Source organism: Amycolatopsis sp. NPDC051371 (assembly GCF_040682155.1).
GTDB lineage: Bacteria > Actinomycetota > Actinomycetes > Mycobacteriales > Pseudonocardiaceae > Amycolatopsis.
This window is the reverse complement of sequence record NZ_JBFBAG010000029.1, coordinates 36,498-62,521: the sequence shown is the minus strand read 5'-3', so window position 1 is coordinate 62,521 and position 26,024 is coordinate 36,498. Positions and strand designations below refer to the sequence as shown.

The 26,024-nt window shown below is 68.1% G+C and carries 27 protein-coding genes and 1 tRNA gene; 15 read left to right on the top strand and 13 right to left on the bottom strand.

Annotated elements, in window-relative coordinates; translation table 11 throughout:
• Nucleotides 1-137: 137 nt before the first annotated feature.
• Nucleotides 138-1,442, bottom strand: coding sequence for a helicase-associated domain-containing protein (locus tag AB0M59_RS31375; RefSeq protein ID WP_364622313.1), 1,305 nt, complete (start codon nt 1,440-1,442; stop codon nt 138-140).
• Nucleotides 1,443-1,459: 17 nt separating this feature from the next.
• Nucleotides 1,460-1,930, bottom strand: a complete 471-nt coding sequence (locus AB0M59_RS31370) for a UPF0158 family protein (RefSeq protein ID WP_364622310.1) — start codon at nt 1,928-1,930, stop codon at nt 1,460-1,462.
• Between the two features lie 192 nt (nt 1,931-2,122).
• On the opposite strand from AB0M59_RS31370, the gene AB0M59_RS31365 reads away from it, so the two are divergent.
• Nucleotides 2,123-2,308 (top strand): hypothetical protein, encoded by a 186-nt coding sequence (locus AB0M59_RS31365; RefSeq protein WP_364622308.1) that lies wholly within the window; start codon nt 2,123-2,125, stop codon nt 2,306-2,308.
• A gap of 161 nt (nt 2,309-2,469) precedes the next feature.
• Here the strand turns inward: AB0M59_RS31365 and AB0M59_RS31360 are convergent, their stop codons facing one another.
• The 5 genes from AB0M59_RS31360 to queC all read right to left on the bottom strand — a co-directional run bounded on the left by AB0M59_RS31360 (nt 2,470) and on the right by queC (nt 5,535).
• A complete protein-coding gene (locus AB0M59_RS31360; protein WP_364622305.1) occupies nt 2,470-2,994 on the bottom strand; it encodes a VUT family protein in 525 nt (174 codons plus the stop codon).
• An 82-nt stretch (nt 2,995-3,076) separates the two neighbouring features.
• A complete protein-coding gene (locus tag AB0M59_RS31355) occupies nt 3,077-3,844 on the bottom strand; it encodes a GTP cyclohydrolase, FolE2/MptA family (RefSeq protein ID WP_364622302.1) in 768 nt (255 codons plus the stop codon).
• A gap of 1 nt (nt 3,845) precedes the next feature.
• Nucleotides 3,846-4,202, bottom strand: coding sequence for a 6-carboxytetrahydropterin synthase QueD (gene queD, locus AB0M59_RS31350; protein WP_364622299.1), 357 nt, complete (start codon nt 4,200-4,202; stop codon nt 3,846-3,848).
• Nucleotides 4,202-4,837, bottom strand: a complete 636-nt coding sequence (gene queE / locus AB0M59_RS31345; RefSeq protein ID WP_364622296.1) for a 7-carboxy-7-deazaguanine synthase — start codon at nt 4,835-4,837, stop codon at nt 4,202-4,204. The genes queD and queE overlap by 1 nt, the downstream gene beginning before the upstream one ends.
• Nucleotides 4,834-5,535, bottom strand: a complete 702-nt coding sequence (queC, locus tag AB0M59_RS31340; protein ID WP_364622293.1) for a 7-cyano-7-deazaguanine synthase QueC — start codon at nt 5,533-5,535, stop codon at nt 4,834-4,836. Before queC ends, queE begins: the two co-directional genes overlap by 4 nt.
• 264 nt (nt 5,536-5,799) lie before the next feature.
• On the opposite strand from queC, the gene AB0M59_RS31335 reads away from it, so the two are divergent.
• The 5 genes from AB0M59_RS31335 (at nt 5,800) to AB0M59_RS31315 (ending at nt 10,733) form a co-directional block, all read left to right on the top strand.
• Complete coding sequence (locus AB0M59_RS31335; protein WP_364622290.1) at nt 5,800-6,537, top strand: hypothetical protein; 738 nt, start codon at nt 5,800-5,802, stop codon at nt 6,535-6,537.
• Nucleotides 6,534-7,658, top strand: coding sequence for a DGQHR domain-containing protein DpdB (gene dbpB, locus AB0M59_RS31330; RefSeq protein ID WP_364622287.1), 1,125 nt, complete (start codon nt 6,534-6,536; stop codon nt 7,656-7,658). Before AB0M59_RS31335 ends, dbpB (AB0M59_RS31330) begins: the two co-directional genes overlap by 4 nt.
• Entirely contained in the window at nt 7,655-8,929 is a 1,275-nt protein-coding gene (dpdA, locus tag AB0M59_RS31325) for a tRNA-guanine transglycosylase DpdA (RefSeq protein ID WP_364622284.1), read from the top strand. Before dbpB (AB0M59_RS31330) ends, dpdA begins: the two co-directional genes overlap by 4 nt.
• Nucleotides 8,922-10,034 carry a DGQHR domain-containing protein DpdB gene (gene dbpB / locus AB0M59_RS31320; RefSeq protein WP_364622281.1) on the top strand — a complete coding sequence of 371 codons (1,113 nt, stop codon included), beginning with the start codon at nt 8,922-8,924 and terminating at the stop codon, nt 10,032-10,034. Before dpdA ends, dbpB (AB0M59_RS31320) begins: the two co-directional genes overlap by 8 nt.
• A 288-nt stretch (nt 10,035-10,322) precedes the next feature.
• Entirely contained in the window at nt 10,323-10,733 is a 411-nt protein-coding gene (locus AB0M59_RS31315; protein ID WP_364622278.1) for a DEAD/DEAH box helicase, read from the top strand.
• Between the two features lie 441 nt (nt 10,734-11,174).
• Here AB0M59_RS31315 and AB0M59_RS31310 read toward each other — a convergent pair.
• Nucleotides 11,175-11,247, bottom strand: a tRNA-Arg gene (locus AB0M59_RS31310).
• Nucleotides 11,248-11,370: 123 nt separating this feature from the next.
• On the opposite strand from AB0M59_RS31310, the gene AB0M59_RS31305 reads away from it, so the two are divergent.
• The 8 genes from AB0M59_RS31305 to AB0M59_RS31270 all read left to right on the top strand — a co-directional run bounded on the left by AB0M59_RS31305 (nt 11,371) and on the right by AB0M59_RS31270 (nt 20,683).
• Nucleotides 11,371-13,389: a hypothetical protein gene (locus tag AB0M59_RS31305; RefSeq protein WP_364622275.1), complete on the top strand. Its 2,019-nt coding sequence runs from the start codon at nt 11,371-11,373 to the stop codon at nt 13,387-13,389.
• 224 nt (nt 13,390-13,613) lie between these two features.
• Complete coding sequence (locus AB0M59_RS31300) at nt 13,614-14,267, top strand: response regulator transcription factor (protein ID WP_013230063.1); 654 nt, start codon at nt 13,614-13,616, stop codon at nt 14,265-14,267.
• Between the two features lie 9 nt (nt 14,268-14,276).
• Complete coding sequence (locus AB0M59_RS31295) at nt 14,277-14,885, top strand: TRIC cation channel family protein (RefSeq protein WP_364622272.1); 609 nt, start codon at nt 14,277-14,279, stop codon at nt 14,883-14,885.
• 67 nt (nt 14,886-14,952) lie between these two features.
• Entirely contained in the window at nt 14,953-15,645 is a 693-nt protein-coding gene (locus AB0M59_RS31290; RefSeq protein ID WP_364622269.1) for a response regulator transcription factor, read from the top strand.
• Complete coding sequence (locus AB0M59_RS31285) at nt 15,642-17,051, top strand: HAMP domain-containing sensor histidine kinase (RefSeq protein WP_364622266.1); 1,410 nt, start codon at nt 15,642-15,644, stop codon at nt 17,049-17,051. Before AB0M59_RS31290 ends, AB0M59_RS31285 begins: the two co-directional genes overlap by 4 nt.
• Before the next feature lie 246 nt (nt 17,052-17,297).
• Nucleotides 17,298-18,098, top strand: coding sequence for a DeoR/GlpR family DNA-binding transcription regulator (locus AB0M59_RS31280; RefSeq protein ID WP_364622263.1), 801 nt, complete (start codon nt 17,298-17,300; stop codon nt 18,096-18,098).
• A complete protein-coding gene (gene galT, locus AB0M59_RS31275) occupies nt 18,095-19,177 on the top strand; it encodes a galactose-1-phosphate uridylyltransferase (RefSeq protein ID WP_364622261.1) in 1,083 nt (360 codons plus the stop codon). Before AB0M59_RS31280 ends, galT begins: the two co-directional genes overlap by 4 nt.
• A 72-nt stretch (nt 19,178-19,249) precedes the next feature.
• Nucleotides 19,250-20,683, top strand: coding sequence for a trypsin-like peptidase domain-containing protein (locus tag AB0M59_RS31270; protein WP_364622259.1), 1,434 nt, complete (start codon nt 19,250-19,252; stop codon nt 20,681-20,683).
• A 139-nt stretch (nt 20,684-20,822) separates the two neighbouring features.
• Here AB0M59_RS31270 and AB0M59_RS31265 read toward each other — a convergent pair whose 3' ends face one another.
• The 5 genes from AB0M59_RS31265 to AB0M59_RS31245 are packed head-to-tail and all read right to left on the bottom strand — an operon-like array spanning nt 20,823 to nt 24,451.
• Nucleotides 20,823-21,389, bottom strand: coding sequence for a hypothetical protein (locus AB0M59_RS31265; protein ID WP_364622257.1), 567 nt, complete (start codon nt 21,387-21,389; stop codon nt 20,823-20,825).
• On the bottom strand, nt 21,386-22,504 hold the full coding sequence (locus AB0M59_RS31260) for a molybdopterin-dependent oxidoreductase (protein WP_364622254.1): 1,119 nt from the start codon (nt 22,502-22,504) through the stop codon (nt 21,386-21,388). Before AB0M59_RS31260 ends, AB0M59_RS31265 begins: the two co-directional genes overlap by 4 nt.
• Nucleotides 22,501-23,130, bottom strand: a complete 630-nt coding sequence (locus AB0M59_RS31255) for a class I SAM-dependent methyltransferase (RefSeq protein WP_364622251.1) — start codon at nt 23,128-23,130, stop codon at nt 22,501-22,503. Before AB0M59_RS31255 ends, AB0M59_RS31260 begins: the two co-directional genes overlap by 4 nt.
• Entirely contained in the window at nt 23,127-23,810 is a 684-nt protein-coding gene (locus tag AB0M59_RS31250; protein ID WP_364622248.1) for a DUF2064 domain-containing protein, read from the bottom strand. The genes AB0M59_RS31255 and AB0M59_RS31250 overlap by 4 nt, the downstream gene beginning before the upstream one ends.
• Nucleotides 23,807-24,451, bottom strand: a complete 645-nt coding sequence (locus AB0M59_RS31245) for a glycosyltransferase family 2 protein (RefSeq protein ID WP_364622535.1) — start codon at nt 24,449-24,451, stop codon at nt 23,807-23,809. Before AB0M59_RS31245 ends, AB0M59_RS31250 begins: the two co-directional genes overlap by 4 nt.
• Nucleotides 24,452-24,611: 160 nt before the next feature.
• Here AB0M59_RS31245 and AB0M59_RS31240 point away from each other — a divergent pair, with 160 nt between their 5' ends.
• A complete protein-coding gene (locus AB0M59_RS31240; protein WP_364622246.1) occupies nt 24,612-26,024 on the top strand; it encodes a hypothetical protein in 1,413 nt (470 codons plus the stop codon).

Genomic DNA, 26,024 nt, shown 5'->3' with positions numbered 1-26,024 from the left:
CGCGGTCGTGCTCGCCGATCTAAGGCGGTCAGCGCTCGAACCGGCGAACCCGCGGCATTCGTCGAACGCTTCGAGGGCCTGCGTACCGAACACCGTCGCAAGCCGCGCCTGCTGGAGCGGTTCGAGCGGTCCGGCCTCTAAACACCCACGACAAAACCGAAACGCAGCAAGGCTTTGCGGAACTTCGGCTCCTGGTCCTGGGGGACGGCGAGGTGTCGGTCGCCGATCAAACGGCAAAGCGGACGGAGTCGGCGATCGTGCGCGATGAGCGCGGCCGTCGCGGGTTCGGCGCACTCGATCAGGCGAACGTGCCCGAGATCGGTGAGCTGCCCGATCCGGTGCCGGACGTCGGAGATCAAGGTCGTCAACGCGCCGGGCAGTTCGTGCTCGGTCCGTTCGTCGAGGAACCGCGTGAATTCGTCGAGGTCCCGCCCCGCGTCGACACCGGACAAGAGAGTGGCCGCGGAGACGGTCCAGACGTGGTCGGCTGTCTGTTCGGAGAAAGCGGACAGGGTGAGCCGATCGGCAGCCGAGAGCCGCGTGGTGGCGACGACGTCGAGATTCGGCAGCACCTTGAGGGCCCGGACATCCGGTTCCACGGCAACCGGCGGTTCGTAGGTGTCGGCCAAACCGAGAACGTAGGCGCCCAGCGCGTTCAGGCGAATGGCAAGAAGCCCGTCATAGCAGCTCAGGGCTTCGATGTCCTCGCCACCCCAGTTGTCGCGGAAGTCGTCACGGGCCCCGGCCGGGTGGACGAAGTCGAGGTCGATCAACCCGAGCGTCCCCGCGTACTCGAAGAGGACAGCGAGGGTGTAGCGGCCTTGGAGCAGTTCCCACTTGGCGAAGCCAGCGTAACCGAAGCTGCCGTACTCCGGATCCTCGAGGTACAACTTCCACAACGCGCGCTCGGAACGCGCGATGGTCGGGCTCGTGTGGCCGCGGCGCATCTTCATGAACAACGCGTCCACGTCCAGCCATTCGCCCACCGGGCACTTCGCCAGTGCTTTCGCGACCATCTGACGCCGGGTCGTGGCCGCGGTCAGCACGTTGGCCGAGCGCTGGCCCTTGATCCTCTCGACGCGGCTGAACTCGTCGATCACCGCGTGGGTCAGCCAGCGTTGCCACAGCAGGCGGATGGTGTCCGGTCCCGGCTCGGCCAACGCGTCTCGGCCCGCGGGGGTCAGCCGCAGCCTGCTGCGCTCCACCTTCGCGAGGCCGCCTGCCTGGAGCAGCAGAGGCCAGGCGAAGGCCGCGATCGCGTTGTCGACGTAGAAATCACCGTCGACGAGGTGTTCCGCGATCATTTCCACCGTCGCTGCCGCAGGCAGTGAAGTTCGGTCACTGGTCTTCAGCTGTCCTCCCGCGCACAGTTCGAGCACCGCGCGCAGGTTCGCCACGGCTTCCTGCTCGGTCGGGAGCAACCAGCGTTCTTCGTCGTTCATGTCGGGTCCGCGCTCACTCATGGCAGGTCTGGATCGGGATGTTCGGCGGCGAACCGGGCGGCGGTGTCGCGGTCGACGAGCGTGTTGTCGGCAAGCCATTCGACCGCGCGACGTCGCGCCCGGACGTCGCTGAACGCGTGCCAGGCCGGGAGAAGCTCCGGGTGCTCTTCGTACAACTCGTTCTTGAAGCGGCGAAAGGCGCCCTTGCCCTGGATAGCTCTCGCCAGCCGCCGGCCGGCCCGCTCGTCACTGACATCTTCCGCGAAGTCCGCCATGTCCTGGTACCAGACGTAGGACGGCAGCGGCTGGATCGCGATCAGATCCAGTTCATCCAGGTCGACCGGGTGCTCACCGTCGATCCCGCCGTCCGCGGTCCAGAACCCCAGTTCGCCGGTCCGGGGGTCGACCAGATGGAAGTACTCGAAGTCGGTCTGGTCCTGCAGGGCTGTCCCGATCTCTTCGAGGTCGAACTTGTCCAAGCCGAGCATGCGGATAGACTAACCCCGGCGCAGGTGAGTTCGGTTGTTGTTCGTGGCTGGTACCTCTCTCACCGCGAACTCGCTGTTCTGCGCACGCTCGACCCGAAGCTCACCTCGTGAACGAGTCTCGTCATCTCGCGCACGACGCAGCTGGCAGGCTGTCGTCCGCGGACTCGCTGCCCCGCGCGGTCCTCGGAGGCCGTGGCGATCCTCGACCGGTTCATCCGAAACTACGAGCAGAAGTGGCTCAACAAGCCCATCCCCGCGCCGTCCAGCCATTTCGCCAAGCGGCTGCGGGTCCGACCCGCCGGACGAATTGATCCGCCTCCTCGACTCCGCATCGCTTTTGAATACGCACTCGCTACGCAGATTCTGAACCGCACTTGATTCAGGTCGCGTAGCAGTACCTTCGTCAGGAGTCATCCTGAACGTTGTGGACGGAATGACCAGCCAAGCGAACTGGACGTTCGCCTACGGTGAGCAACGCTTGGGAAGCGACATTCCATGATGATGGCGTCCCTCTTGAGCATCACTGGCAACATTTCAGGTCATGCCCTGCGGTGGATCATAGTCTTCCTGCGGCCGAGTAACGCTAGGGCGGCCACAGCGGCAACAGTCATCCATGCCTTGCCAATGATCTGTCCGGGCAGGAACTCGAAGGAACCGAAGGCCATTTTGAGGAAGATCAAGCTGTCTGCCAGCAGGCCGACGATATTCGAGCCAACCACAGCAACTATGAGGCCGCGTTTCCGCAGCGGTTCGTACACCGCGAAGTCCAGGAGTTCTGCCACTATGAACGCGACGGCCGACGCTGTGGCGAGCGCAGGGGCGGCCAAGAGGTAAGACAGGACGGTGCCCACCACGATGGCGCCGAAGACTGCTCTGCGTCCAACGCTCTCACGTGCCAGGTCTCGCAGGACTAGCGCCAAACCGGCGAAGTAGACGGCTGCTGGAGCGAGAAAGCCGAACCCGACCGGGACGGCGCCGAATTGGGTTACGACTAGGTTCGCTAAAGGGATGGTGGCGATGTATGCGACGAGCAGAATCACCCCGCTCGGAGTGATCTTCTTCACGGAATCCTTCTTTCGGAGCAGGCTGACTTCTGAGAACCGCTGTGCGTTCGTCCCGGTTACGCAAGCGCTTGAAGACATGCCGTCACCCGGTGATCAGAGCCACCGCGTCGTGGCTGTGGATGCTTTCGAGGTTGCGCACCCTGACCTCGTGGGCTAACCCGCGGTTGCGGCATATGAGTGAGATGTCGCGCGCCATGTCCTCGACGAACACGGGATGGTCGTAGGCCTGCATAGTGAGCGTGCGCTCGTCGACGCGCTTGACGAGTGGAACCACTGGAGCCGACCCGCTGTCTCGGATGATCTTGACTGCATTCAGCACCGGCAGGGGATACAAGTGGTCCCCGCTTCCCGTGACCGACAGGGTGACCTTGCTGCGTTGGTTGTGGGCACCGTAGTCGGAGATGCTCTTCGAGCAGGGGCACAGACTCGTGACCTCTGACGATACTGCTGCGGTCACGCGGCAGGAGCCGTCCTGCCAGGTGCCGGTCACCTCCACGTCGTGGACGGACACGGACTCCAGTCCGCTCGTCGGCGCGGACGTCACCTCCGAGATCGGCATGCTGAGCACCACCGAGATACCAGGGACGTCCAGTTTAGCCGCGCCGGTTTTCAGCACCTGGGCCATGTCTCGGGGGTCGAACGCCTGCAAGCTTTCGTGAACGAGGGCGACCATTCGACTCATGTGCGTGCCCCGGCGGTCCGCCTGCAGTTGGACGGCGACCGAAATTTCGGCGATGCTCCGCTGTTTCGTGATGCCGTCATCGAACACCACCGGATACCGCACCCCGGCGATGCCGACCTGGTCGACCTCGATGCCCCGAGAGTCAGTTTCTGCTTGGATGTCGTGCACGTCACTGTCCTCGATAAGTGCACCCGGAAGTGCAGGTCTCCCGGACCGTTACAGCGGACACTTCGGGCAGCCGCGGCGCCAGGCGGTCCCAGATCCACACGGCCAGATTTTCGCTGGTGGGGTTCTCCAACCCGTCAATCTCGTTGAGGTAGTGGTGGTCGAGTTGCTCTTCAAGGGGTTTGAACGCGGCCTTCACATCACCGAAGTCCACAACCCAGCCAGCTTGCGGGTCGACGGAACCTTCCACATGCACCGTCACGCGGTAGGAGTGGCCGTGGAGGCGAGCGCACTTGTGCCCCTCCGGCACCTCGGGAAGCCGATGAGCAGCCTCGAAGGTGAACTCTCGGAAGATCTCCATCAACGGATTCCCAAGTACTTGTGCGTTTGCAAGGACAGTGACCAACGCGGGTTCTTCAAGCAGTACTCCACCGCCGCCTCGGTGTGGCTCTCCCGCTCTTGGTCATCGAGGGGTTGAAGCCGGAACGAACGGAAGTCCAGGTGTTCGAACTGCGCAGGGTCGCCACCCGCCTGGGGGTAGACCAACTTCAACTCGTCACCGGAGGTCACCACCAGGTCGGCTCCGACCTTCGGGCTAACGCAGAGCCAGTCCACTCCAGTTGGGGGCACACGGGTTCCGTTCGTCTCCACGGCGACTTCGAACCCTCGGCGGTGTAGGGCATCCACAGCCGCTGCGTCCAACTGCAGCAGCGGTTCTCCTCCCGTGCACACCACGAAGCGGTTGTCCCAGTTCGCCGACGGCCACGTCCGTTCGACTGCCTCAGCTAGCTCGTCGGGCGTCGAGAACCGCCCGCCTCCCGTGCCGTCGGTTCCGACGAAATCCGTGTCGCAGAATTTGCAGATCGCCCGGGAGCGGTCTTTCTCGAGGCCGGTCCAGAGGTTGCACCGGGAGAAGCGGCAGAAGACGGCCGGCCGGCCGGCGTGGCTGCCCTCACCCTGCAGGGTGTAGAAGATTTCCTTGATGAAGTAGGTCACGCGTTCACGTTTCGATATGTCACTGGATCGGTGACACCAGCCTCGGAGAAACCCTTGAGCCGCAGCAGGCAGGTATCACAGCGGCCACATGCCCGTCCCTGTTCGTCTGGGTCGTAGCAACTCGACGTGATCGAGTAGTCAACCCCGAGTCGGAGGCCCTCGCGAACGATGTCCGCCTTGGACATCTCGATGAGTGGCGAGTGGAGGCGGAGCGGGTTTCCTCCCTCGACTCCGGCCCTGGTGGCGAGGTTGGCCATCTTCTCGTAGGCCGCCATGTACTCAGGTCGGCAGTCCGGGTAGCCGCTGTAGTCGACCGCGGTCACGCCGGTGAAAATGTCCGTCGCGCCGACGACTTCGGCGTAGGCGAGCGCGAAGGACAAGAAGATGGTGTTGCGCGCCGGTACGTAGGTCACCGGGATGCTGCTCGCGTCGACCTCGTCGACGTTGTCGTGCTTGGGTACCGAGATATCCGAAGTGAGCGCTGAACCGCCGAAGGCGCGAAGGTCAATGTCGACAGTCCTGTGCCCGGCTGCCCCGAGCGCTTGAGCGACTCGCTGAGCTGCCTCCAGTTCGACGCTGTGGCGCTGTCCGTATCGGAAGCTGAGCGCGTACGGGGTGAAGCCCTGGTCCCTCGCTATGGCCAGTACCGTCGTCGAGTCGAGACCGCCGCTGAGCAGTACGATCGCCGGTCGTTCCATCGACGTCAACCCTTCAATTCGTGGACAGCGGGTCTGGATCATATCTGGCTAACTAGGCTGTAGAGTAAACCGCATCGGAAGCGAGTTAGGGCCCAAGGGAGCCGGCGAGGCGTGAAAAAACTATCCGTGGTAGTGACCTGCACGGACCGTAAGATGCTCATCCCGCCTCCGACTCTCCGTGCGGGCTCCCTTCCGTCGGGCACGGTGAGCGGTCGACTCCGCACTTGGACGGACCGGATCCGCGCTGGCGCGCACCGCACCTCGTTGAGCCGCCTGTACAAGGGCGAGCACTGGCAGCAAGTGCACACTGTGGTCGGTGCGGCCGCCCGAGCGGGGTTCGAAGCGGAACTGTGGGTCGTGTCTGCGGGGTTGGGCTTGCAGTCCACTGTCGCCTCATTTCCGGCATACGCCGCTACCTTCAGCCTCGGCCACGAAGACAGCGTCGCGTCCACCGGGGTCGACCGTCGGCTGTGGTGGAAGGGCCTCCAGGAACGCCTCGGCGCATCGACCCTCGTCGAATTGGGATCTCGCAGTTCCGTGCTCTTGGTGTTGTCGGAGGTCTATGGGAGTGCCCTGACAGCGGAGTTACGCGAACTGGGTCAGGTGGGCGGTGACGTCCTGCTCGTCGGTGGGAGCGAGGACATACCCGGTGTACAGCGGGTACGGGCCAATGGATCGCTTCGCAAAGCGCTGGGCGGTACCCTGACCGGGCTGAACGCGCGGATGGCCGGTTCCTGGCTGGCCCACTGCGAGGACGGTGGGCTGACCTCACCCACCACGACTGAGTCGTGGACACGCTGGGTCGAGCGTTCGGCACACCGCGAGACCTACAACCGCACGCCGATGACGGACGCGGAGGTCAAAGAGTTCATCCGGGCGTCGGCAGCCAAGCAGCATGGCATCTCGCGAACCAGGTTGCACCGGTTACTCAGGGAGAGCGGCAGGGCTTGCGAGCAGAAGAGGTTCGCCAACCTCTACTCCGAGACGATGGGAGAGCGGTGAACCTCAAGCGCAGGGCGTTGAAGGTCCACCAGCACCCGACGATCCCCCTGTACATCTTTACTCTCGCGGCCGAGGAAGTCGCGCTGATCTCCGACGTGGCGCGGATCTCTCGGGACGACGCTGGCCGTCTCCTGGGTTATCAGCGCCCCGAGAAGAAGCAGCACGTGAAACAGATCCTCGAGTATCTCGACGGCGACGAGGTGCTGTTCCCCAACGGGTTGATCATGGCTCTGCCCGGCTCCGTTCGCTTTCGATCCAGTCCAGGACCTTCAGCCACCGACGGCCTGGCCACCAGCGGCACGCTCGAGATTCCGCTCCCGCAGACCCCGGACGAGCCCCGACCGGCATGGATCGTGGACGGCCAGCAGCGGAGCCTGGCCCTCGCGCGTACGAAGCGGACTCGCCTGCCCGTGACGGTCGCCGGGTTCGTGGCCGAGGACATCGCCACCCAGCGTGACCAGTTCCTGCGGGTGAACACGGTGTCCCCGCTACCCGCCAACCTCGTGGCGGAACTGCTGCCCGAGGTGGGTACGGCCCTGCCCGCGAAGCTGTCCGCCCGCAAGTTGCCGTCCGCCCTGGTCACGATGCTCAACCAGGACTCGGATTCGCCCTTTCGGGGGTTGATCAAGCGACCGTCGACCAGTCCGGAACAGCGCGGCACCGCCGTCGTCACCGATAACAGCCTCACAGCCGCGGTCGAGGAGTCCCTGAACTCTTCCGCAGGCGTCTTATTCCTTTACCGCAACCTGTCGAACAGCACCATCGACACGGGCGCGATACGCAAGATTCTGGTCTCCTACTGGACCGCCGTGCAGCACACCTTTCCCGAAGCCTGGGGTCTGCCGCCGACCAAGAGCAGGCTGATGCACGGTGTCGGCATCAGGGCCATGGGGCGACTCATGGACAAGATCGTCCCAAACGTGGACCTGGAAGCAGCAGATGTCGTCGAGCAGATGAAGAAGGAACTGACTTTGATCGCGGACCACTGTCACTGGACCAAGGGGCGGTGGGGTGAGCTGAACATCGTCTGGAACGAACTCCAGAACACCCCGCGACACATCAGTGTCCTGTCCAACTTCATCATCCGTGTCTACGTCAAGTCGCGGGTGAACGCGTCGTGAGGTTCTACTTTCCGGACAGTCAGGACCTCGTCAGCCCGACGTACGACTTCATCAACGACGAGTACCTGCCCACCCGGGTCCGTCAGCGCGACGATGTGTACGCGCATGAAGTGGTCACACCGTCTCCCTACGACGGCATCCTCGTCAGCAAGGCGATCGTCGACGGCTCGATGAAGGGGGCGGGCAAGTACGCCGCACCTCAGCGTGCGAGGCTTTACCGCCTGGGAGTGCGCAAGTACTTCAGGCTGCCCCCCGCCACCGCCAGTCTCGGCGACTGCGGCGCCTTCAACTACGTCGAGGAGGAGTACCCGCCTTACTCGGTCGACGAGGTCCTCGACTTCTACGACGAATGCGGGTTCGACTCGGGCGTCAGCATCGACCACGTCATCTTCGGGTACGTCCCTGATGCAGGGGAGGGTGACGTGAACTCCGCTTGGGCGAAGCGGCGGCATATTTCCCTTGACCTGGCCGAGAAGTTCCTCGCTGCCGTGCAGGAACGCGCCAGCTTGGTGGAACCGGTCGGCGCTGCACAGGGGTGGAGCCCTGGCAGTTACGCGGACAGCGTGGCCCGCCTGCAGGAGATGGGATACTGTCGAATCGCACTCGGCGGCATGGTGCCGCTGAAGACCCACGAGATCCTGGCGTGCCTGGAGGAGATCTCGACCATCCTGCGGCCGGAAACGCAACTGCACCTGCTCGGTATTACTCGGGTGGAGAGCATGGAGCGCTTCGCCGAACTCGGCGTTACCAGCTTCGACAGCACATCGGCCTTCCGGCAGTCGTTCATGGACGACCGAAACAACTACCACACCGCGGACGGTGCCTACACCGCCGTGCGCGTCCCTCAGGTCGACGGCAACCCCGCTCTGAAGCGAGCGATCCTGTCGGGAGCGGTGTCACAGCGCGCCGCCATCCTCGCCGAACGGGAGTGCCTGAGCGCTTTGCGGGGCTACGACCAGGGCCCCGTGGACCTCGAGCACGTCATGGCGGCCTTGGCTGCTTACGAAGAACTCGTGCTGGGGGATAACCAGGCGAAGAAGAAGAGTTACCTGGTCCAGTATCGCAGAACGCTGGAGGCGCGCCCCTGGGAGTCCTGCCCCTGTGCGTTGTGCAAGAAGCACGGCGTCGAGATAGCGATTTTTCGAGGCACGGAGCGGAACAAGCGGCGTGGGTTCCACAACCTGGCCGTCCTGGAAGCCAAGATGCGCAAGGTCGCCCCGCGACCGGTACGCGGTGAGATCGTCCCCTCAACTAGGAGAGAAAGTGGCTGACAGGTACACCCTGCGACTCCCGGCCCTCGAGGTCCGGCAGGGGCGGCGACGGATTTACTGCTTCGCCGTCGACGGCAAGAAGTTGCACAGCTTCGCAGCGGTGTCGCGCATCCGCCGTGATGATAGTGAGCAGTTGCAGGGCTACCAGCGTCCGGAAGTACTCAGCCACATCCGCGGTATCCGCAAGTACCTCGAGTCGGGCGGAGCGATGCTGCCCAATGCGATCGTCGTTGCCTTCGACGAGCGCGTGCAGTTCACCCCATCCTTGATGATCCCCTCTGACACGGTTGACTACTCGGTGGCGGGAGAGCTCGTGATCCCGGTGGACGAGAGCCTGTCCGAGGCGGAGAAACCGGCCTGGTTGGTCGACGGTCAGCAGCGCAGCGCAGCAATTCGTGACGCCGATGTCGCTGAGTTCCCTGTCGCAGTCGTCGGCTTCATCACCGACTCTGAAGAGGAGCAGCGTTCACAATTCATCCTGGTCAACTCCACGAGGGCGTTGCCTAAGGGCCTCATCCACGAGTTGCTCCCCGACACCACCGGTCACTTGCCTGACGCGTACGTGCGCCGTCGCCTGCCTGCGCAGTTGATGACGCGCTTGAACGGCAAGCGCGAAAGTCCGTTTTTCCGCATCATTGCGTCACCGACCGCTCCTGACGGCTACATCAAGGACAACAGCGTCCTTAAGATGGTCGAGCACAGCCTCTTCGAAGGAGCGCTCTACCAGTACCGCAACCCCGTCGACGGCACTGGTGATGTGGATCGGATGCTCACCCACCTGATCGGCTTTTGGTCGGTCGTGCGCGAGGTCTTCCCCGAGGAGTGGAGCAAGCCTCCGCGCAGTTCACGCCTTACCCACGGCGTCGGCATCCAGGCGCTCGGCTTTGTCATGGACACGTTGACGGAAGACGTGCCGGCCGAGGGCGTCAAAACCGTTGAGCTCCGGAGAACTCTTGAGAGCCTGCGTCCCCACGTGGCGTGGACGTCCGGCACTTGGGAGTTCAGCGATGGTGAACGACGCTGGAACAATCTGCAGAATACGCCGAACGATGTCCGGCAACTCACCTCTCACCTGTTGAAATTGCTGCGCAAACGCAAGCGCTGACTCTTACCTCCGCTATAGAGAATGCGGACGGCCCATTGGGGACGCGAGTATCGGTGCTGGCCGGCAATCTTGCGCCAGTCGTACTGCGACGGGCCGGGTGAGCGACGGCAAGCTACTCATCCTCGATCATGGTTTCTCGCCGTTCGTTGCGCAGACCGGCGTGGAACATCTCGGCTGAAGTCGTTCTCGAAGACGTGCGGGATCGACTGGGCGCCCGCCGGGTACAAAGGCCGCAATGGCTATCGTCCCCAGTGACGTGTCCGGGTTTCAGCGGCCGGTACCGAAGCGTTGCTGGCCGCCCGCGGGAGTGCCCGCGCGGCCAGTGTCATAATCTCGGCCGGTGCGGGTAGCGGTAAGACGCTCGCCTTTTACCTGCCACTGTCGGCCGGACTCAACGGCCGCGCAGCAGGCCACAGGACGTTCGCGCTGGCCCTCTACCCCCGCAATGAGTTGCTGAAGGATCAGTTGCCGGCGCTGCTGGAGTACCTCGACCGGATGTCCCGCACCGGCCTGAGGACTCCGGCGATCAGCCTGGCCGCCCGGTTCGGTCAATGCCGTCTGATGCCCAGCACGTGCGCAACAGTTGGACCAGGACGGGGCGTGACTATTTGTGCCCGTTGCTGTGGTGCCTCGTATGCGGTGACGAACTCCGCTTGCGCGGATTGGATTTCGACGCCAAACCCGTCCGCGAGCAGTTGATCTGCGCGAGGTCGGAGTGCGTCGGATCCTTGAGGAACCACAGCGATCGACAGTTGGTCGACCCGTCGGGCTGTCGCCGCACCAGCCTCGGGCCCTTCCGAATTAGCTCGACGCGCCGCTTCTGCGCAGAGTTCGGCATCTTATTAGGCGCGTAACGAGGCGCTCGCATCCCTTGGGCGAGCCGCGCAACAATCGATGGAGCTTAAGCGACGTTGAGAGTCGGTTCGGCCATTCGACCATGCCATCCATGATCTTGTCGGTGATCGTGTAGGTGTTCTATCGGGACACCTCGGCGGAGATCCACTACAACCGCGACACTGATACGGCGGCCTGCATAGTCACGCTAGCGGGGGACAGATCGTCGATGCTGCCCGAGAAGTGGCAAACTTGTCCCTGGGTTGGAAGAAGGGGCAGGAAGTAACCGTGGTCTCGCTCTTGAAGTGCCCCCGGCAGGATTCGAACCTGCGACACCCGCTTTAGGAGAGCGGTGCTCTATCCCCTGAGCTACGAGGGCTTCGTACCCCGACAGGCTACCCGACAGGTGGCCTGAGCGGCGGCTGGGTACGTGCTGCCCCAGGCGCGGACGAGCCGAGGCTCGTCGCTACCGTCTTCGGCAGCCGACATGACGGGAGCCGGAGTGCGTACCTACTACGACGAGGACGACCACGAAGGCTACGAAGCCGGGCAGGACCTTTTGGTCCGGCGCTTCGCCGGCTGGGCCGCCGCCCGGGGCTGGGAGATCGACCCGCACGCCGTCGTCTCGGCGCTCCAGTTCCGGCACACGTCCGTCGACGGGCGGCTCGCGTACTGGACGGCCGCGCTGGTCCGGGACTTCCTGCTGTCGTACGTCCCGCGCACGCTGTCGGCCACCGCCGATGAGGCCGTTCTCGTGCCCGAAACCTTGCGGATGCTCCTCCGGTACCTGCACGAGACCGGGCTGGCCGACCCCATGGGCGAGCCACTGGCGGACCTTGAGGGCGCCGTCGCGAAGGCGGTGGCCGAATTCCCGGCCGCGATGGCCGACGAACGCAATTTCGGCGTGGGCAAGTACTGGGTGATGAAGGCGGCCCGGAACGGGGTCGATCGTTCGGACCTGGATGCGGTCAACGCCTTCTTCTCCGAGGTGCGCGAGGGCCGCCACAGCTACGACGCCGAACTCCTCGACGAACTCGTGGCCCGGCAGTACCTCGAGCAGCCCGAACGTGCACTTCCGCAGTTGCCCGTCTCGCTGCCGCCGGACTCGGAGCTCGCGGCCGAGGCCGAGCGCTCCTTGCTCGTGGTCAAGCTGCGGAAACTCGTCGAATGGGTGGGTGACGGCCGGACGCTGACCGGTACCGGCGCCCTCAGGCTCGCCGACGCTCGCGAGCTGGTGTCGCTGCTGGACACCGGCGACGACTTCGAACGGGACCTCGGCGGTGAAGTCCAGAGCGTTCGCAGCAGCGCCGATCTGCCGGGCCTCGCCATGCTGTTCAATCTCGCCAAGCGCGCCCGGATCGTGCGGGTGGTCAAGGGCAAGCTGGTGCGGGTGGCGAAGGCGGCGCCGCTGGTGAAGAACGCCCTCGCCTTATGGACGGCGGCGTTCGACGCGCTCCCCGAACCGGGCCTGCTGGTCAAGGACAGCGGCTGGGCGCCCGGCTACGCCTTGTTGCTCGACGAGAACCTCGACATCGTCCTGCCGGACGTGTTCAACACGATCTACGGCATGCCGGAGCCGATACCCGTGGTCCGGCTCGCCGAAAGTGTCTGGCTGGCCTGCACCGAAGCGACCTACTTGGATCTCGAACCGTCGTTCGAGGCGGTCTGGCGCGACGGGTTCGCGCGCGCGTTCCGCCGGCTGCTCACCCAGCTGGCCGAATTCGGCGCGGTCGAGCTGACCGTGGGGCCGCCCGATCCGATGTACAGCATGGATCTGGTGCCGGAGAACTCCGAGCTCCCGTCGGACGTGCAGGACCGGCTGAGGGCCGCACTCGACGCGCCAGAGCTCGATCTGGTCGCCTTCACCCCGCTGGCCACCCGGGCGGTCCGGGCACGGCTGCTGAAGGAGGGCCGGTTCGCGCCCCTGGTCGGTGAGCTGGCCGCCGCCGCTCCCGCCGCCATGCTGGGTGTGGTCGTGGAGCACTTCGACGAAGAGGCGGCCACGGCGGAGATCGCCGGCTGGCTGGCCGCGCACGGTGGCCGGGAGGCGGGGCTGCCCCTGCTGCTGGACGCCATCCGCGAGTGCCCGTTCCGCACGCGGGCGTCCGTCATGCTCGAGATCCTCATCGGCTCTCTCCCTGACGGCGACATGGTGCTCCACGACCTGCGCACCGATCCGGCCTTGGGGCCCATCGCGACGCGGCTGATGGTGGACCGGGGCGAATTGGCCCTCGAGAGCGTCGATGAACGCGAAAGCCTGCTCGGGGTGACCGAGCAGTTCCTCGTCCTGCTGGAGACGGCCGGCCCGGACGCGACGTCCGCGACGCTGGCAGAGGTGCCCGGCAACGAACGCGGGCACCTGGCCAAGGCGATCCTCGCTTCAGGCCATCCCGACCAGGTCGGTCTCGCTGAGCTGGCCGAGGTGTTCGAGCAGGTTCGGGCGGTCCGCACCGCCCACCCTCTGGGTGGTCTGGCCCGAACTTCGCGTGCCAAAGGGAAAGGCAAGAAACGTCGTCGCTGAGCCCGTTCGCTGAGCGGCACGACCTACGTCGTCACCCAGGTGAGTGGTTCTTATCCGCGCCCGGCAGGCGGGGTACACCCTGCCGGACGGCCCACCGCACCTGACCTGGACGGACCAGCCGGTCACCTGGTCGTGTCTGGTTTCGAACTGCTGAACAACAGTAGGTAACCTTCGTTAACGGGACGCGGGGAGCCGCCTCCTACTGGCTGTTGCGGAGGGCTTCGTTGATCAAGCTCATGTTCGCCGACGACGAGGAACTGGTGCGCTCGGGGTTGCGCGCGATGATGTCCGGGGCTCAGGACATCGAGATCGTGGGCGAGGCCTCCGACGGCAGATCCGCAGTGGAAGTTGCCCGGCGATATCACCCCGACGTCGCCCTGCTCGACATCAAGATGCGGGCGCCCGACGACGGCATCCGGGCGCTGCGGGCCATCCTCGCCCTCCCGGATCCGCCCACCGTGGCCATGCTGACCACCTTCGACATCGACGAGTACGTCAGCCTCGCGCTGCGGCTCGGCGCCAACGGCTTCCTGCTCAAGGACATCGACCCGGCTGCGCTGCTGAGGGCGGTCAGGGACCTGAGCCGGGGCGGTGCCGTCCTCGATCCGGGCGTCGCCGCGCGGATGGTTCAGTCCCACCGGGACGAACAACGCGCTGCTCAGCCCGCTCGGAAGCTGCTCGCTTCACTGTCCGAACGCGAACGTGAGGTCGTCGCGCTCATCGGTCAGGGATTGAGCAACGCCGAGATCGGTGGGCGCCTGCACCTGTCCGAAGCCACCGTCAAGGGGTACGTCTCCGCCGTGCTCTCCAAGATCGGGGCGGCGAACCGCGTGCAGGCCGCTCTGCTGGCCTACCGCGGTGGGCTGCTCGACCAATAGAACCAGTAGATGCTGCTCACGGCGCTGGAGTTCCTCGGGCTCGTCGCCTTCGCGGCGTCCGGGGCGCTCGCCGCCGTGCGGGCTCGGCTCGACGTCTTCGGCGTGGTCGTCGTCGGGCTCACCACCGCGCTCGGGGGCGGCGTCATCCGGGACGTCCTGCTCGGCATCCACCCGCCCACGACGCTGCGGAACTGGCCCTACCTCGCCGTCTGCGCGGTGACCGCCCTGGTCGTCTTCGCCTTCCACCCGCAGGTCGCGCGGCTGCGGCGGGGCGTGCTGCTCGCCGACGCGCTCGGGCTCGGCGTCTTCGCCACCGCCGGGACGACCATCGCGCTGAACGCCGGCGCGACCGTTTACGCCGCGTGCCTGATCGGCATGACGACCGGGATCGGCGGCGGTGCCGTACGGGATCTCCTGCTCCGGGAAATCCCTCTCGTCCTGCGGAAAGAGATTTACGCCGTGGCTGCGCTGGGCGGCTCGGTGCTCGTCGTGGTCGGTCACACCGTGCGACTGCCGGAAGGGCCGGTGACCGTCGCCGCGGCCGCCGTCGTCGTCGCGATCCGGATGATCGCGCTCTGGCGGCACTGGAACGCTCCGGTCGCGCGCCCGCCGGAGTGAGGATTCTCTTTGTTAGTTCTGTGTGTGTTCTTAGGCGAGTCTCAGCACGCTGCGTAAAACTACAGCCATGCGCATCCTTGTGGTGGACGACGACCGCGCCGTCCGTGAGTCGCTCCGGCGGTCCCTGGAGTTCAACGGCTACCAGGTCCAGCTGGCCAGCGACGGTGCGCAAGCCCTGGAAGCGATCATCGCCGACCGTCCGGACGCGATGGTCCTCGACGTCATGATGCCGCGGCTCGACGGTCTCGAGGTGGCCCGCCGCCTGCGCAGCACCGGCGACGACCTGCCGATCCTCGTGCTCACCGCGCGCGACACCGTCTCCGACCGGGTGTCCGGGCTGGACGCCGGCGCCGACGACTACCTGCCGAAGCCGTTCGCGCTGGAGGAGCTGCTCGCCCGGCTGCGAGCGCTGCTGCGCCGCGCCGTCCCCGAAGGCCCGAACGGCCAGGCCTCGGAGATGCTGTCCTTCGCGGACCTGACGCTCGACCCGGGCACGCGCGAGGTCCGCCGCAACAGCCGCGAGATCAGCCTGACCCGGACCGAGTTCGCACTGCTGGAGCTGTTCCTTTCCTACCCGAAGCACGTCCTCACGCGGGGCCGGATACTGGAGGAAGTATGGGGTTACGACTTCCCGACGTCGGGCAACGCGCTGGAGGTCTACGTCGGCTACTTGCGCCGCAAGACGGAGGCCGAGGGGGAGCCGAGGCTGATCCACACGGTGCGGGGAGTGGGGTACGTCCTGCGGGAAACCCCGCCGTGACCGAACCCGGCGATCCCCGCGGCACACGCTGGGGGACGCGCCGGTTCTCGCTGCGCGGCCGGGTGACGCTGCTCGCCGCCGCCTGTGTCGCCGGCGCCGTCGCGCTGGTTTCGATCGGCGCGTACATGGTCGTGAGCAACAACCTCTACCAGCAGCTGGACGACGGCCTCATGGCGCGCGCGCAGGCGGCCGCCGACTCGCCGCAGGTTCAGACCGAGCTGCGGCAGGTCCCCGGCGCCTTCCTGGCCAGCGCCGACCTGCAGATCGGCCAGCTCACCGCCGCGCCCGACGTTCAGCACGCCGTGATGACCTACCCGCTGTCGAGCTCTCCGCCGCCGTTCGGGCAGGACGAGCTGGCCGTCGCGAACGGCGAGTCGAACGGGTCGCTGCGGACGGACTTCCGGACCGACAGCCGCGTGGTCGCGCTGCGGACCGTGCACGGCGAGGCCATCGTGCTGGCCCAGTCGATGGGCCCGACGAAGCGCACGCTGAACGAGCTCGCGCTGGTGCTGTTCCTGATCGGCGGCGCCGGCATCCTCGTCGCCGCCGCGGCGGGTACCGCGGTGGCGCGCACCGGCCTGCGCCCGGTCGACCGGCTGACGTCGGCCGCCGAGCGCGTCGCCAAGACCGGCGACCTGCGGCCGATCCCGGTCAGCGGCGACGACGAGCTGGCGCGCCTCACCACGAGCTTCAACACCATGCTCGGCACGGTCGCGGACTCGCAGGAACGCCAGCGCCAGCTGGTCGCCGACGCCGGGCACGAGCTGCGGACGCCGTTGACGTCGCTGCGCACCAACCTCGAGCTGCTGCTCGCCGCGAGCAAGCCGGGGGCGCCGCCGCTGCCGGACGAGGACCGCGTCGACATCGTCGCGGACATCAGCGGCCAGCTCGACGAGCTGACGCAGCTCATCGGCGACCTCGTCGAACTCGCGCGCCAGGACGAGCCGCGCGAACGCTTCGAGCGCGTCGACCTGCTGGACGTCGTGGAGCGCGCGCTCGACCGGGCGCGGCGGCGTGCGGGCGAGATCAACTTCGACGTCTCGCTGCAGCCGTGGGTGCTCACCGGCGACAACAGCTCGATCGAGCGCGCGGTGCTGAACCTGCTGGACAACGCGGTGAAGTTTTCGCCGCCGGACGCGACGGTCTGGGTGCGGCTGTACCAGCTCGGCGACGGCACCGCCGTGGTCGAGGTTGCCGACGCAGGGCCGGGCATCGCCGAGGAGGACCTGCCCAAGGTGTTCGACCGCTTCTACCGCTCGTCGGAGGCGCGGACGCTGCCCGGCTCGGGTCTCGGCCTGGCGATCGTCAAGCACGCGGCCGAGCGGCACGGCGGCGCGGTGTACGCGGCGCGGGCGCCCGAGGGTGGCGCGCTGATGACGATCCGGCTGCCGGGGGCGCCCGGCTGATCCGGGCGTTTTCGGGACGCCGGGGGCGGCATCGGCCAGGATCGGCGGATGCCGCCGACGAGTTGCCCCGCGCATGGCGGGTTGCGCTCGTGACGCCGGTGATGGTGTTGTTCGCCTGGGGCGTGGTTCTGCCGATCGTGCTGTGACCTTGGTGTTTTCAAGTTCACCCACGACAAGCCTGCGGATACCGTGTTGAATCGTGTAGGATTTTGTGTGGTTGGGGTGTGACGGGGACGGAGTTGAGCGGTGCTGGCGCGTCAGCGACAGGCGGTGATCCTGGAAGAGGCACGCCGGACCGGTGCGGTCCGGGTCAGTGACCTCGTGACCAGGCTGGGTGTCTCCGACATGACGGTGCGCCGCGACCTCGACGTCCTCGCCGGGCGCGGGCTTGTCGAAAAGGTTTACGGCGGCGCCACTTCGATCGTCGGCAAGAGCACCGACGAACCCGGCTTCGAGGCCAAATCCGTGCGCCAGCGTGCGCAGAAGGAAGCCATCGCCGAGCTCGCCGCGACGCTCGTGCGGCCCGGCACCGCGATCGGCATCTCCGCCGGCACCACCACGTGGACGCTCGCCCGCGCGCTCGACGCCATCCCGGGACTCACCATCGTGACCAACTCGATCCAGGTTGCCGACGTGCTTCGCGGGTCGACGCAGCCGGATCGCACCGTCGTGCTCACCGGCGGGGTGCGGACGCCGTCGGACGCGCTGGTCGGGCCGGTCGCCGTGCACAGCCTGCGGTCGCTGCACCTCGACGTCGTCTTCCTCGGCGTGCACGGGATGGCTGACGGGCCGGGGTTCACGACGCCGAACCTCACCGAGAGCGAGACCGACCGCGCGCTGGTCGAGGCTGGGCGCAAGCTCGTGGTGCTCGCCGACCACACCAAGTGGGGCACCGTCGGGATCTCCACGATCGCCGACCTGGACGAGGCCGACGTCGTCGTCACCGATGACGGGATCCCCGACGACGCCAAGGAAATCCTTGCCGAAAGGGCAGCGGAACTCATGATCGCCGAAACGGCGGAGACAGTCGAGGCCGAAGAAGCGTGAAGCGCACCGTACGACACCTGGCCGACGGCCGGGAGATCATCTACTTCGACCAGCCCGGCGCGCCCGACCGCGTCGCCGAGGACACCCGTGACCTGCCGCCGGTTTCGGCCACGTCCGAGATCCGGCTGGACCCGCTGACCGGCGAGTGGGTCGCGATGGCCGCGCACCGGCAGACGCGGACCTACAAGCCACCGGCGAACCTCTGCCCGCTGTGCCCGAGCAAACCCGGCAAGCCGAGCGAAATCCCCGAAAGCGACTACGACGTCGTCGTCTTCGAGAACCGCTTTCCCTCTTTCGCCGAAGATGTCATCGGCGAACCGTCCACTGTGGATGGTCTGGGACTGGTGCAGGTGCGCCCCGGTCGTGGACGCTGCGAGGTCGTCTGCTTCACCAGCGACCACGACGGCGCTTTCTCGCGGCTGAGCCCGAAACAGGTGCGCGCCGTCGTCGACGCGTGGGCCGACCGCACCGCTGCGCTGTCCGAGGTGCCCGGTGTGGAACAGGTCTTCCCGTTCGAGAACCGCGGCGAAGAAATCGGCGTCACGCTGTCGCATCCGCACGGGCAGATCTACGGCTACCCGTTCGTCACGCCGAAGACCGAGCGGATGCTCGACGTCGCCCGCGCCTACCAGGCCGAACACGGCCGCCCGGTGCTCGGTGACGTGCTGGCCGCGGAAATCAAGTCCGGCGCGCGCGTAGTGGCGTCCGGCGAGCACTGGACGGCGTACGTGCCGCCGGCGGCACGCTGGCCGATCGAGGTACACGTGGTGCCGCACCGGCAGGTAGCGGACATTCCCGCCCTGACCGACGCCGAGCGCGACGACTTCGCCGACGTATACCTCGACGTCCTGCGCCGGTGTGACGCGCTTTACGACCGGCCGCTGCCGTACATCGCGGCGTGGCACCAGGCGCCGGTGCGCCGCGACCGCGAGCTCGGCTGGCTCCACCTGGAACTGTTCTCCGTGTTGCGCTCCAAGGACAAGCTGAAGTACCTGGCGGGGTCCGAATCGGGCATGGCGGTGTGGGTCAACGACGCGACGCCGGAGCAAATCGCGGAACGGCTCCGCTCGGCGGGCTGATCCGGCCATACTCATCTCCGATGCACAGGTTCGGCTCAGGAACCTCTCAGGACCGTCCCGCAAGGTGATGACATGACCGAGAACGACCCCAGCGCGCAGGACCCCGCGGCGCCGCGGCACCCCGAGACCGGCCAGCAGGCCGCTCAGGGCGGTTGGGCGGGGAGCCCGTACGGTGACCAGGCAGCCGCCACGCCCGAGTCCGGCGGCACGCCGCAGTACTCGGCGCCGGAGCCGTCCTACCACGCGGTGACCGGGGCCGATCCGTCCTACGGGGCGCCGAACCCGAACCCCTGGTCCGCGCAGGCGACCCCGTCGGGCCAGACCCAACAGAGCGTCTACCCGCCGCCGAACCCGTATTCGCAACCCGGCACGTCCGCCTACGGCGTGCCGCCGGCTCCGCCCACGCAGCCGAAGCGGTCCGGCGGGAAGCTGCTCGCCGGCGTCGCGCTGGTGGCGCTGCTCGTCGGCGGCATCGCGGGCGGGGCGGTCGGGTACCTCACCGGCGGCACGTCCAACGGCCCGGCGAGCAACGCGCTCGACGCGCCGAAGCCGGCCCAGCAGACCGGCAACGCGCCGGCCGGGTCGGTCGAGTCGGTCGCGCAGAAGCTGTCGCCGAGCGTCGTCGAGCTGCAGGTGAGCGGGCAGCAGGGGGCCGGCGAGGGTTCCGGGTTCGTCATCAGCACCGACGGCTACATCCTGACCAACAACCACGTCGTCGAGGTCGCCGCGAACGGCGGGCAGATCCAGGCCGTGTTCCAGGACGGCAAGAAGGCCCCCGCCAAGGTCATCGGCCGCGACCCGACGACCGACATCGCGGTGGTCAAGGTCGACGGCGTCAACAACCTCACCCCGGTCGAGATCGGCCGGTCCGACGACCTGAAGGTCGGCCAGTCGGTCGTCGCCATCGGTTCGCCGTTCGAGCTGGCCGGCACGGTCACCTCGGGCATCGTCAGCTCGCTGCACCGGCCGGTGCGCGCGGGCGGCGGCCAGGGCGGCCAGGAGACGGTGATGGACGCCGTCCAGACCGACGCGGCGATCAACCCGGGCAACTCGGGCGGTCCCCTGTCGAACATGTCCGGCCAGGTCATCGGCATCAACTCGGCGATCTACAGCCCGCAGTCGGCGTCCGGCGGCCAGGGCCAGGGCGGCTCCGAAAGCGGCAACGTCGGCATCGGCTTCGCCATCCCGATCGACCAGGCCCGCCGCACCGCGGACACGATCATCAAGACCGGCCAGGCGGTGCAGACCTACATCGGCGCGCAGGTCACGGACGCCCCGCAGGGCGGCGCGAAGCTCGGTGCCATCACCGCCGGCAGCCCGGCGGAGAAGGCCGGCCTCAAGTCCGGCGACATCGTGACGAAGATCGACGACCGGAACATCGACACGTCCGACACGCTGGTCGCCGCGATCCGCACCCGCGCACCGGACGAGAAGGCGACGTTCACCCTTTCCGACGGCCGCACGGTCGAGGTGACGCTCGGCGGACAGCCCGTCCCGGCCAACTGATCCCTTCGAGACGCTCGGCCGCCTTGGTGCGGCCGAGACCAGCACTGGCTCGACCCCCGCATCTCGGGGCCGGACCCACAAGGCCACGCGCGACCAGGCACTCGATGCCGGTCGCGCGTGGCCGCATTTGTGGCCGGGTTCAGGTGCCGGGACGGTCGGTTCGCGTATCCGGAGGGTTGGCCGGCGTGCTTGGAGGGTCGGTTCGTGTGCGGGGTGGGGCATCTCGCGTGATTGGAGGGGCATCTCGCGTGATTGGGCGGGCTTCACGCGTGATTGGAGGGGCATCACGCGTGGTCGAGGGGACGACATGGCGGGCGAGCGGGGTCAGGAGTGCCACGAGCCAGACCGCGGCCAGCGTCAGGGCCAGGCCCAGGGCCGGGTTGCCGTCGTGGAGGCCGGGCATCGGCGGGGTGCCGTACGGGCGCCAGAGGAGCGGGAACGCCAGGATCAGCAGGACTCCGGTGATCACGGTGCCGGTGACCACGGGAACCCGCCACGGGCGCGGGAGGACGCGGGCCAGGACGATGCCGAGCACCGCCGTCAGCGGGGCGACGACGCCGTCGTTGAGGAGCGGGCCGCCGACGATCCAGACGGCCGTGCCGAACACGTCCGGGCGCAGCGGGAACGCGTACTCGACGAACAGCACCACACCCCAGGCCAAGGCCGCGAGGCCCGGCAGGGCGAGCAGAGCGCGGGCGGTCTTCACAACGCCTCCAGCTTCGTGACCCACTTCGTCTGCAGCACGCCGGGCCGGTTCGGGGCGATGATCCGGCACGGGAAGCCGTGGTCGAGGTCGAGCACCTCGCCGTTCAGCTCCAGCGCGAGCAGCGTCAGCTCGTCGGCTGTGTGCTCCCCGGGCAGGACGCTGACGCCGTACAGCCCGGAACGCTCCGAAGAGGACACTCGCACCGCCGTGCCCGGCGACGCACCGACGGCTTTCAGCAACGTGGGCAACGAAATCCCGCGCCAGGTCGCCGACTGGCTCCAGCCCTCGACGCACGCGATCGGCAGCTCGGCCGTCGTCTGCGGCAGCGCGCGCAGCTCGTCGAGCGAGAACTTCGTGGTGCCACGCGGGGTCACCACCGACAGCCGCCAGGCCGCCGACCACGTGACGCCCGCGGCCGCCGCCGTCCGGTTCACCGGGAGGTTCTGCGTGCCCTTGCTCGTCTTCCACGCGAGGCCGGAAACCCCGCGCAGGAACGGGACCGTCGCGCCGGCGGTCGCGACGACGGCGACGCCCGTCGCGAGCCCGGTGGTGCGCAGGAACCCGCGCCGGGACAGTCCGGCGGCCGGCGGCTCCTCTTCGGGCGTTCCGCGGCTCAGCGCCCGGCGGATGACCGGCAGCTTCACGGCGACGTGCACCAGGATCGACCCGATCGCCAGCCACGCGACCGCGTAGTGCACCTGCGGGAAGTAGAAGCCCCACGGGTAGTTCTGCGCGACGTTCAGCAGCCCGGTCGTCAGCTCGAAGAACGCCGCACCCGAGAGCACGAGGATCGAGAGGCGCTCAAGGGCGTGCGGCAGCGAGCGGACGAGCGGCCGGCCGAACAGCTTCGGGTAGACGCTCCACAGCTTCGCCAGCAGCAGCGGGATCGACGCCACGCCGGAGATCACGTGCAGCCCCTGCGTGACGCGGTAGAGCCCGACCGGGCGGCTGGGCCAGAAGAACCACTCAGGCGGGTGCTGGATCAGGTGGCTGATCAGGCCGGTCACGAAGCACGTCGTGAACGTGACCGCCAGCGCCAGGCCGATCTTCGACGTCACGCGCTCGTCGTGCGCCGCTGCCTTGAAGTGTTCTTCCTTCGGGATCGGCAGTTTCATGACCGCTCCAGCCGCGCGAACCAGCGGTGACCGTGCCGCGTGGTCCAGCCGACGCGCAACCCGGCACGCATGGCGACTTCGGCGATCGCGTCCACGCCGACCCACGCCCAGGTGAACCAGGCGCTGTCGGCGTGCCCGGGCCGCAGCCGGACGCGCTCGTGCCGCAGGCCGCGGCCGGGCGGCTCCAACTCGACGAGGACGTCGCCGTCGGCGGCGATCAGCTGCGCCGCACGCCGGAGCAGGACCACCGGGTCGCCGCCGATGCCGATGTTGCCGTCGGCGAGCAAGGTGTGCCGCCACCGTCCTTCGCCGGGCACGTGGTCGAAGACGTTGCGGTGCAACGCACTTGCGCCGCGACGGCGTGTCAGCCGGACGGCTGTGCGTGAGCTGTCCACGCCCAGCGCGACTACCCCGCGTGCGGCCAGCGCCGCGGTGAGCCGGCCCGGGCCGCAGCCGATGTCGAGGGTCGGGCCGGCGCAGGCGTCGAGCAGGACCTCGTCGCCGTCGGACGGCGCGCCCCACCGCTCGACCGGCAGCTCGACCCGTTCGCCGTCGGCCAGTTCGAGCCAGCACCGGTGGCCGAGCAGGCCGCGGTCGAACTCGTTGCCGACGAGTGCCGTCTTCATGCGACCGCCCGTCCCCGGACCGCCGCGACGGCGCGGGCGAACCGGCCGTCCGGGCACGCCGCCGCCACGGCGCGAGCGTCCGCCATGGTGTCCACATCGGACAGTCGAGCGGCCTGCCTCGGGTGCAGTCCGGACGCGGTGAGCGCGCGCAGCGTGCGTTCGCCGGTGTCGTCGCGCGACATCGGGACACCGGCGAGGACCTGCGCGTGCCGTGGGTCGGCGAGGCCCAGCGCCCACCAGCCGCCGTCCTCGGCCGGGCCGACCACTGAGTCGTGCCCGCCGTCCACGACCGGCGCGGCCGCCGCGGCGAGGGACTCCGGCGTGACCTGCGGGGTGTCCATGCCGATCTGCAGGATCGGAAGGCCCGCGTGCACCGCGGCGGCGTCCGCGTGGGCGTTCGCCAGGCGGGCGCCGAAGTCCCAGCCCCGCTGCGGGATCATGGTGACGAGGCGCAGCGCCAACCCGATTTCGGTGGCCAGCGCGGCGGCGCCCAGATCACCGGTCATCGCGACGACGGGTGCGGCGCCGGGCACCGCGCACACGGCCTCGAGCGTGTCGAGCAACGCGGCCGCGGCGATCTGCGCGGCTTGGGCAGGCGTCGCCGGTGGGCAGAGCCGGGTCTTGGCGAACCCCGGCACCGGCGCCTTGGCCACGACCAGCAGTACGAACCGAGCCGTCATCGCGCCAGCACCCGCCCGAAGTCGCGGACCGCGCGCAGCGTGCCCCGCACCGAGCCGGACACCTTCGACTTCGTCCCCTTGGCGCGCTCGCCGTACCGGACGTCGAACTCGCGCACCCGCCACCCGGCGCGCTGAGCCTTGATCAGCAGCTCGAGCGGGTAGCCGAACGCGCGGTCCGTGACGCCGAGGCCGAGCAGGGCCCGCCGGTCCGCGGCGCGCAGCGGTGCGATGTCCCGCACCGGCAGCCCCCGGCCACGCAGGAGCTGCGCCAGCACGACGTTGCCGGCTCGCGCGTGCCACGGCCACACCCCGGGCCCGGTCGGCACCCGCCGTCCGACGGCCAGGTCGGCGCCGTTCTCGACCGCGGTCACCAGCCGCGGCAGATCGCCGAGGTCCAAGGACCCGTCAGCGTCGGCGAAGCACACGATGTCCGCGGTGGCGGCTTCCAGCCCCGTGTGCACGGCCGCGCCGTAGCCGCGGCGCGGTTCGTGGACGACCTTCGCGCCGAGCGAGGCCGCCACTTCGGGCGAGCCGTCGGCCGAACCGTTGTCGACCACGATCGCGCGGTAGCCCGGTGGCAGCCCGGCCAGCACTTCGGGCAAGGCGCCCGCTTCATCGAGGCAAGGGAGGACGACGTCCACTCCTGAGTCAGTCACGGCGCCGACCGTAAGTCCGGGATGGACTGTGGAGAACCCTTGTGCTCCTTACTGAATCATGACGAGTGACGAGGTTCTTACCGGCTCGTTACGGCTGCCTCCGCCGGCCCGCGGAGTCATGCCCATGGACTTATGGTGGACGGCGATGAGCGAGCCGAACCCGGCAGCCCGGCTCGCCGAGCCGCCTGCCCGCGAACCCGAACTCCCGGCACCTGATCGACCCGGGCGTCGCGCCCACCGGGCCGATCTCCTCGCCGTCGCGGCGGCCGTGGTGCTCGTGGCCGCGGCCGCCGCGGTCGGCGTCTACTACAACCGGCCGCATTCCGGCGTCGTCATCTTCGTGTCGTCGCCGCCGCTGTTCGCCGACTGGCTCCCGCACGTCGGCCCCGGCTCGGTGTTCGCGGTGCTCATCGCCGTCGCGGTGGTGCTCCACGGCCCCGCGCTGGCCGCCCGCTTGCCGTGGCGACGGGCGCTGGTCGCCGGCTACCTGGCCTCGCTCGCCTGGATCTTCTCACTGGCCATGGTCGACGGCTGGTCCCGCGGGTTCGCCGGCCGGCTGACCATCCCGCAGGAGTACCTCCACGAGGTACCCGGCATCACCGACATCCCGCGGATGCTGCGCGAGTTCTCCTCCCGCATCCTCGACTTCCGGCCGGAGTCGTGGACGACGCACGTGTCCGGGCACCCGCCGGGCGCGACGCTCGTCTTCGTCTGGCTGGACCGGCTCGGCCTGCACGGCGGCGCGTGGGCCGCGACGGCCGTCGTGCTCGTCGGCAGCTTGGTCGCCTTGGCCGTGCCCGCCACGATCGCCCTGCTCGGCCGAGCCGACGCGGCTCGCACAGTGCTGCCCTTCGCCGTCCTGACGCCCGGCGCGGTGTGGATCGGCGTGTCGGCGGACGGCTTGTTCGCCGGGACGACCGCCACCGGGCTGGCGCTGCTCGCGTTGTCCGCCAAGGGTTTCGCGCTCGGCCGCCGGTACGCGGTGCCGGTCGGGCTGGCGGCCGGCGTGTTGCTCGGCTTCGGCATCTTCCTTTCGTACGGCCTGGTGCTGCTCGGCGTGCTCGCGCTGGCCGTGGCGGTCCTCGGCCGGCAGTGGCGAGCGGCCGCCCTCGCTGTCGTGGCGGCGCTGGCGGTCGTCGGCGTCTTCGCGTGGGCGGGTTTCTGGTGGCTCGACGGGTACCACCTGGTCGTCGAGCGCTACTACCAGGGCGTCGCGCTCGTCCGGCCGTACTCGTACTGGGTGTGGGCCGATCTGGCGGCGGTGGTCGTCGCCCTGGGACCCGCGGTGGTGGCCGCCGTCCGGCGCGGACTCGCCCGAGGGCCGCGTGCCCTGCTCACCGACCCGGTGCTGCTCCTCGGCGTCGCCGCCCTGCTCACCATCGTGTTCGCCGACGTCTCGGGCCTGTCGAAAGCCGAGACCGAACGAATCTGGCTACCGTTCGGGGTGTGGTTGCTGCCGATGACGGCCTTGCTGCCGCGGCCCGGGCGCCGGTGGTGGCTCGCCGCCCAGGCGGCGACGGCGTTGGCGGTCAACCACCTGCTGCTGACCGGCTGGTGA